The sequence below is a fragment of the uncultured Sphingorhabdus sp. genome (assembly GCF_937872355.1).
Taxonomy (GTDB): Bacteria; Pseudomonadota; Alphaproteobacteria; order Sphingomonadales; family Sphingomonadaceae; genus Sphingorhabdus_B.
Genome location: NZ_CALMSV010000274.1, coordinates 19,028 through 27,205 on the forward strand (window position 1 = coordinate 19,028; position 8,178 = coordinate 27,205).

At 56.5% G+C, this 8,178-nt stretch carries 7 protein-coding genes; 6 read left to right on the plus strand and 1 reads right to left on the minus strand.

Annotated features, from left to right (window positions below):
• Positions 1 to 257: 257 nt before the first annotated feature.
• The 5 genes from Q0239_RS17455 to Q0239_RS17475 are packed head-to-tail and all read left to right on the plus strand — an operon-like array spanning position 258 to position 4,955.
• Positions 258 to 491, plus strand: coding sequence for a hypothetical protein (locus Q0239_RS17455; protein WP_298605229.1), 234 nt, complete (start codon positions 258 to 260; stop codon positions 489 to 491).
• A 3-nt stretch (positions 492 to 494) separates the two neighbouring features.
• The gene (locus Q0239_RS17460) at positions 495 to 740 is read left to right on the plus strand and encodes a hypothetical protein (RefSeq protein ID WP_298605231.1); all 246 of its coding nucleotides are present in this window, start codon (positions 495 to 497) and stop codon (positions 738 to 740) included.
• 23 nt (positions 741 to 763) lie between these two features.
• Positions 764 to 2,461, plus strand: coding sequence for an amidohydrolase family protein (locus Q0239_RS17465; RefSeq protein ID WP_298605233.1), 1,698 nt, complete (start codon positions 764 to 766; stop codon positions 2,459 to 2,461).
• Positions 2,458 to 3,420: an alpha/beta hydrolase gene (locus Q0239_RS17470; protein WP_298605235.1), complete on the plus strand. Its 963-nt coding sequence runs from the start codon at positions 2,458 to 2,460 to the stop codon at positions 3,418 to 3,420. The genes Q0239_RS17465 and Q0239_RS17470 overlap by 4 nt, the downstream gene beginning before the upstream one ends.
• Positions 3,421 to 3,434: 14 nt before the next feature.
• Positions 3,435 to 4,955 carry a hypothetical protein gene (locus Q0239_RS17475; protein WP_298605236.1) on the plus strand — a complete coding sequence of 507 codons (1,521 nt, stop codon included), beginning with the start codon at positions 3,435 to 3,437 and terminating at the stop codon, positions 4,953 to 4,955.
• 42 nt (positions 4,956 to 4,997) lie between these two features.
• Here the strand turns inward: Q0239_RS17475 and Q0239_RS17480 are convergent, their stop codons facing one another.
• The gene (locus Q0239_RS17480; RefSeq protein ID WP_298605238.1) at positions 4,998 to 5,609 is read right to left on the minus strand and encodes a TetR/AcrR family transcriptional regulator; all 612 of its coding nucleotides are present in this window, start codon (positions 5,607 to 5,609) and stop codon (positions 4,998 to 5,000) included.
• 427 nt (positions 5,610 to 6,036) lie between these two features.
• Here Q0239_RS17480 and Q0239_RS17485 point away from each other — a divergent pair.
• On the plus strand, positions 6,037 to 8,178 hold a 2,142-nt coding region (locus Q0239_RS17485; protein WP_298605240.1), incomplete at its 3' end, for a hypothetical protein.

Here is an 8,178-nt window from a genome sequence, read left to right on the forward strand (position 1 = left end):
GCATCAGCAGCCATATCATGAATCCGACAATTGCGCAGTGAATGCCTGCCACGAAATTCGTACTAACGGTTATTGACAACACGCATTGTCAAATACATTCTGACAACAATAGTTGTCATGTTTGGGATTCGTTCAAGGTCGCGCTTTGGATGCAACAACCAAGTTAGCATTCTGTGTCATGGATGATGCGGCGGGATAGAAATCCCGGTCGCCAACGGTTCAAGACATTAAACGGTGATATGGAGGAGACGGAGATAATGGCGGCAACACTTTCCCCGGTACGAAAGTCTATCCTGCCACATAATGGAGACAGCTGGCAGTCAATCGCAAAAAGAGAACTGCCCGGCACTGCTGAAGGCGATGCCGTGGCCATGCTGCAAAGCTGGAATTTGCATGTATTCATGCGATCTGCGGGCGGCGTTGGTCGGTTGCGCAGCGACAATCCGATCCTGCCGAGCGACGTCATATTCGTCGAACCACCGCACGCTTGAGCCGTGGCAGGTGCCACCATCAGCGAAGTCCGCATTGCCGCCGCGCATGATGGCGAGGCGGAGCTGGTCGTTACGTTGACATTCGCAAATGGCGGCCAATCACTGGTTACTCTGGATGAGTTTGCGGCGCGAAGCCTTCTGGCGTCGACGAACGCCACCACATCCGATCAATTGATAGGCGTGGGATGGGATCGGGTGCGTGACGCACTGATAGCCTCTTCCAACCGCTTCACCGAACACACAGCATAATGAGAATTTGAGGAGAATTCGAAATGTACGATCTGGTCATACGCAATGGGCGTGTCGTCGACGGTTCAGGGATGCCTGCCTTTAATGCCGATATCGCAGTTCAGGACGGTCGCATCGCCAAGATCGGCCGGGTAGCGGAATCTGGTCGGCGCGAAATCGATGCCACGGCCAAGGTTGTCGCGCCGGGCTTCATCGATCCACACACCCATTTCGATGCGCAACTTCTATGGGATGGCTATGCAAAGCCCGCGCTGTCGCACGGCGTGACCACCGTTGTGGCCGGCAACTGCTCGCTCTCTCTCGCGCCGCTCAAGGCCGAGCACCGGATGAAGCTGGTCGGCATGTTCAACCAGATTGAAGAAATGCCGCTCAAAGCCTTCAAGGAAGGTGTGGTTTGGGATTGGGAAAGCTTCCCCGAATATCTCGCGCGCATTCAAAAGGGCCTTGCGATCAATGTCGGCCAGCTTGTCGGGCACAGCGTATTGCGCCTGTGGGTGATGGGCGAGGCTGCGATGGAACGTACCGCCAACCCGCAAGAAATCGCAGAGATGCAGAAACTGTTGCGCGAATGTCTTGATGCCGGGGCGATTGGTCTTTCGACAAGCTATGTCGATATGGACGAAACGCTGAAGCCCGTCCCCAGCCGTTATGCCGACGCGGACGAGGTCGATGCGCTGGCCAGCGTGCTCAGCGAATATGGTCGTATCTTGCAAATCGTACCTGAATTTTACGATCCCGATCTGACCATCGCGCGTCTCGACCAATTGGCTGAACTGTCGATCAAATATGCGATACCGACCACCTTCTCGCCGCTGTTTGTCAGTGCAGATAATGTGGGCGCTGTCGAACGCGTCATGGCGCGTGTCGATGAGCAGTTCGCGCGCGGCGCCCGTGTCTGGCCACAGGTGCAGACGCGACCCATCGACATCAGCTTCAGCTTTGCCGTGCCTAGCCTGCTCTTCATCCGCCTGCCGGGATGGTACAATGTGATGCGCTTTGGCACACTGGATGAGATCATCGAAGCCTTTTCCAATCCGGAAAGCCGGGCGAAGCTGGTTGCGGAAGCCAGCTCGCAAATGGCTTTGTGGTCGTTCTTGCGCCTGCGCCATGTCGCGAGCGAGGCGAACCAACAATATGTCGGCAAAACGCTGGCCGAAATTGGTGAAATGCGCGGTGTGAGCCCGCTCGATGCGATGATTGACGTGTCAGTCGAAGAGAGGCTGGATGCCCATTTCATCGCCGAAAATATGGGCCACAATCTGGACGACAAGGTTGGCGGCTTGCTCAAGCATCCGCGCGTTCATATCGGTGCCAGCGACGGCGGGGCGCATATCCTGTCCTTCTCGACTTATGGCGATACCGGCTATCTGTTCGGCCACTTCGTCCGCAATCAGGGCCTCCTCACCCTTGAGGAATCGGTGAAGAAGATCACCTCTGACACGGCGGCAATCTGGGGCATTCCCGATCGCGGCCTGCTGCAAAAGGGATTGGTTGCAGACATCGTCGTGTTCGATGCAGATGCGATTGATCGGGGCGTGGAAGTCTATGTCCAGGATGTGCCGGGCGATGGCAGCCGCTACATTCGCGATGCGCATGGTGTCGATACCGTCATCGTCGGCGGCGGCGTCGCATGGAGTGCGGCAGAAGGCTATACCAGCGACGCGCGCGGCGCCATTCTGCCCCCCGCGATCGATCCGGTTTTGGAGCGCATCGCTGCATGAGTTGGGAAGGCGTAACCGAGCGGCGCGTCGAAACCAACGGCATTGCCCTCAACATTGCTGAAGCCGGAGAGGGACCGCTGGTCCTTCTCCTCCATGGCTTTCCTGAAAGCTGGTATAGCTGGCGGCACCAATTCGCCCCGCTTGCAGCAGCGGGCTATTATGTCGTCGCCCCTGATATGCGCGGCTATGGGAAAAGCGACCGTCCCGAAGACATCACCGCCTATAATCAGGTCGAGGTTGTCAACGACATTATCGGCCTGATACCGGCTCTCGGTTATGAAAATGCGGTGGTGATTGGCCATGACTGGGGCGCACCGACCGCCTGGGCAACCGCGCTGTTCCATCCGGATAAGGTTCGTGCGGTGGGCGGGCTTTCCGTGCCGTTCATGCCCCGCTCCCCGGTGCAGCCGATGCCGATGATGCGGGAGATGTTCAAAGGCCAGTTCTTCTATCAGCTCTATTTTCAGGAACCCGGCGTTGCCGAGGCCGAGTTTGAAAAGGATCTGAAGACCGGCCTGCGCAAATTCCTGGTGATGGGTGGCGGAGAGACAGACCTCACCACCCTCGCCCCGAAAACCGAGCATGACGATCTGCTGACCAGCCTGCCTGATCCGCAGGTGCTGCCGCCTTGGCTCAGCGAAGCCGACGTCGATTTCTACGCGGCCGAATTCACCCGCTCGGGCATGCGCGGACCGCTGAACTATTATCGCAACCATGATCTCACTTGGGAACTGACCGAAGGCGCGCCCACCCAGATCCATCAGCCCGCAATGTTCGTGGCGGGAACGGCAGACGGCGTGGTGATGATGGCTGCAGAGGCCGTAAAGGCCCTGCCCCAATTCGTCACCGATTTGCGGATCAACCGGATGATTCCGGGCATCGGCCACTGGACCCAGCAAGAGGCACCAGACGCGGTCAATGAGAGCATTCTCGAATTCCTGAACATCATCGACGGCTGAGGAGAAGCGAGCCGATGCGTGAAAAGGTTTTGGTAATCGGCGCAGGCATTGGCGGACTGTGCACCGCGCTGATGCTGGCGCCGTCGGGGCGCGAGATTGTCATGATCGAACGCGACGGCCCGCTCGATACGTCGGACCCGGACGAGTTGTTCCGCAACTGGAAGCGCAATGGGGTCGCCCATCTGCGCCAAAGCCACGCCTTTCTGGCAAGGCTACGCGTTATCATGAAGGAAGAACACCCTGCCCTCATCGAGCAGTTGCTCGCCAATGGCGTACGCGAACTCCCCTTCGACATCTGGCTGACCGAGCAGCAGGAGGCAGGCTATCAGCCGGAACCCGAAGATGAAGATCTGACCATGATCACCAGTCGTCGAACGACGCTGGAAATGACCATGCGGCGCTATGTCGAAACGCTGCCCAATATCCGTCTTCAATGCGGCTTTCGCGTCGAACGGCTTCTCACCCGCAAGGGAGAGGACGGCATATTGCAGGTCTATGGTGTTCAGGGAATGCGCGATGGCGTAGAAACCGAACTGCACGTCGACATCGTCGTCGATGCCTCAGGCAAAGGCGGTCGCGGTATCAAGCAATTGATCGATGAAGGCGCCATCATCAACGAGGAAAGCGAAAGTGCCGGCATTCTCTATTTCACCCGACATTACCGCCTGCTGCCCGGTCAGGAGGAACCCGACCGGCGGAGCAACCCGCCGGCATCGGGCGACCTCGGCTATCTTAAATTCGGGGTATTTCCGGGCGATAATGGCAATTTCTCGATTACCCTCGCCGTACCGGAGGTCGAACTGGAATTGCGGCAAGCCATAGTAGATCCCGAAATCTTCCATGCGATTACGTTGATGCTGCCCGGACTATTTCCTTGGACCAACGCCAACCGGTCTGAGCCGACCGGCAAGGTTATCGGTATGGGCGATCTGGTGAGCCGTTGGCGCGATATGGTGGTCGACGGCAAACCCGCAGCGCACGGATATTTCGCACTTGGCGACACGCTCGTCCGCACCAATCCGCTATTCGGGCGCGGCTGCTCCTTCGCAGCGGTCAGCGCCCAGTCGCTTCGCAAGGTGCTCGACACCCAAAGTAACCCCACTGAACGGGCGATTGCATTCCATGACGCGATAAAGACCGAATTGCGGCCCTTCTATCTCAACCAGCGGCAGCAGGATCGCGCCACAATCAAGGAAGCGCGGCGAGCGCTGACACCCGGTGCGCGCGCAAAAATGCGCACAAGGCTGACAAAAAGTTTCATCAAGGACGGGATCGAAATCGCAATCCGGTCAGACACCAAATTGCTGCGCGAAGCCTTGCGCGGGTTCCATATGCTGGAGCATCCCGATGCCTGGCTGCGTCGACCGCGCAACCTGGGCGGCGTGCTATACTATTGGGCACGCGGCAAACGCCTCAATGCCGCTGCCTATAGGCCAGACCCAGGCCCGGAGCGTCAGGACATGCTGCGGCGCCTGCAAATCGATTTTCAGGCGGATATCGACCGCATAGCAAACGAACAGGCAAAGGCAGCCTGAACCTCGGTTCTATTAGCGTCATCGCAAGACGGGAAACTTGAATCAGCCCGCCTTTTCAATTTGGTCGAGAACAGCACCAAGGCGAACCGCTGCCTCTACCACCTCTTCAATCGGGGCGGCAAAATCATTCAATATCCAGTCGAGCGCAATGTGCACGACAGCACCGACAGCGCCGATCGAAACCATCCGGTCAACAGGGTTCAACCGAACCATTGGCGTGTCAACGATCAGTTCGGCGAATGTCTCCACCACCGTTTCCAGATATTCGTCAACAATCGGGCTGATGCCGCGGATCTCTACCAGAAACGCCCGGGCATGCGCCGGTTGCTCTTTCAACATTCCGTAATAGTTTATCAAAATTGTCTGCAGACGGTGTTCTCTTGGAACTACAGCACATTTGGCACGCAATTCGCCCACCATATGTTCGAGAGAAGCCGACGCAGCCGCGATCAATATATCTTCGCTGTTGGCGAAACTTTCGTAGAAATAGCGCTCGGTCAGCCCGGCAGCTTCGCAAACCGCCTTAACCGAGGAATGGCGAAACCCGCGCTCACTATACACCTGGATGGCAGCGGATAGCAGTTGCGCGCGCCTTTCCGCCTTGCGCTCCTCTGCCCCGCGACCGCGCCATTTTCTGCTGATAACCTGAACCATCGCCCTTCATTAGCCGACAAGCACGGCGCCGTCTCTCCTCTTTTGGTAGGCATTTGGTGCTTTTAGCCATCTTGCCGTGATTGCGCTATTTGATCCGTTGGGACCCGGTGATTGGCAAACCTAGGTTATAGCAATGCGAAGTTCCAAACGCCTAGGTTCTGGAAATATATGTGAAAATCAGGAACCGAAGCCCCTTTTTGCTGATACCAAAACCATTTATATTATTGTTTTTATTATATTAACATAAGTTAATATGCCGTTAGGGATATTATCATCGCTGCGAATGAAGCCTAATCTTTTCAACAAGTCGCAAACGACTCGGCACAAAAACAACGCCGAGATGAGGATTCTGGCACGGTCCGGAAGAATGGCGACTAGCTCCGCATAATCAGGGCGTCGCCACTCCGGCTTTTATGGGGTGAGGCACATGGCGGATATCGATCTTACTGCTGAAGGCAGCGAAACAACCATTGGTGGCGTAATTTTCCAGGATGCGGACAATATCGGCTCCGGCACCGGCAATTACGAACCATTTCTGGCAATTCGTGACAATGACGGCAACGAAGCTGGCTTCAACACCGACACAGACAGCAATGTCGCCAGTAACCCTGACATCGACCAGTCGAAGACGCATTCGGTCCTGCTTTCGACCATGCCGATTATCGTCATAGATGGTGTCGAATATTTCGAAATCCGTTTGGATATCAACGAGAACAACAGCGACGAACTCGTGTCGCTCAACCAGTTCAAACTCTATGCCGGCCCAAATGATCTCGACCCCACGGCTGGCACCAATCTCGTCGACACACTTGCGGAAGTCCAAAGTCTCGACCTCGTTTACGATATGGATGCAGGGCAAGACCGACGCCTTCTTTTGAACGAAGTTTCAACCGGCAGCGGCACCGACGATTACTCAATCCTTATCCCCGTCTCGCTGTTTGACGGCTATGATCTGTCGACAACCTACATGTTCCTTTATACCGAAATGGGTACACAAGCGAATACCTACGATGCCGAAGCGGGTTTCGAAGAGTTCAATATCCAGAGTGCGGGTACCCTGACCGGTCTGAAATTCAGCGACGTCAATTCGGATGGCGTGCGTGATGTTGATGGTGTCGACAATGTTCTGGGAACGGAAGATGACGAAGTCGGCGTCGGCGGCGTTACGATATTCATAGATACCGACAAGGACGGCGTTCTTGACGCTGACGAACGCTCAACTGTCACAGATGACGACGGATCCTATTCCTTCACAGGCGTTGCCATCGGCACCCACCAGATAGATGAAATTGTTCCTACGGGTTCCACACAAACCACCGGTCCGTTTGAAACAGCGACCATCGCATCAGTCGGACAGGTCGTCATCGTCGATCCGATTGGCAACCATTATCCAATCCCGCGCGTCACGATCGAAAAGACATTCGTCAATATAACCGATGGCGGCGGCGTCAACTCCACCACCGTGATCAACTATGCCGGTGATATTGCCAATTACACCATTGATGTGACCAACAATGGCGAGACCGGGCTGGTCGATGTGCAACTCACCGACGCTCTGGCGTCTACGCTCACGGAACTGGAAACTCTCGACGGCTTCAACACCGGCGATGCTGACAAGGACAATGTCCTCGACATCGGTGAAACCTGGCACTGGACAGCTACGCAGACTGCTATCCAGTCTGACCTCGATACCAATGGTGGTGGCGATGGCACCAAGGACAACTCGGCCACGGTTTTGGCAACGCAAGAGGGTGTCCCGTCCAAGCAGGTAACCGACACTGACGACGCTTCAGCACCAATTGTTCCTGCGCCATCGATTGCGATCACAAAGGTCTTCAACAACTGGTCAGGCGGCGATGGCGATGCGCTGGGCGACTTCGCAGGCGATATTGCCAACTATACCATCGTCGTTACCAATAATGGCAATGTGACCCTGACCAATGTGGTAGTTACAGACCCGTTGACCGGCAATGTTTATAATGTCGGCACACTCGCGCCAGGCGCTTCAAGTGCTCCGCTGATCGAAACCTATACCCTTACCCAGGCTGATCTGGATTCGAATGGCACACTCGAAGCAGCCAACTTCACATCGGGTTCGATCGAAAATACCGCAACAGCGACGTCCAACCAGACCGGTCCCGCATCGGCGAGTGCAGTGGCACCGATTGTTTATGCGCCTGCGATCAACGTCACCAAGACCTTCGACGGCTGGGCCGATGGCGAGGCCAAGGGCAATGCGGTCGGCGATATCGCCAACTACACCGTCACCGTCTACAACACCGGCAACATCACGCTCACCAATGTGACCGTGAAGGATCCGCTCACCGGTCAGGATGTGACCATCGCCAGCCTCGCGCCCGGCGGCTCGCAGTCCTACTCGACCAGCTATGCGATCACCCAGGCCGACCTCGACAACAATGGCGGCGGCGATGCTGACATCGACAACACCGCCACGGCCGACAGCGACCAGACCGGCGAGGACTCGGCAAGCGCCGAAGCGCCGATCGAGCAGCTGCCTGCGATCAACGTCACCAAGACCTTCGACGGCTGGGCCGATGGCGAGGCCAAG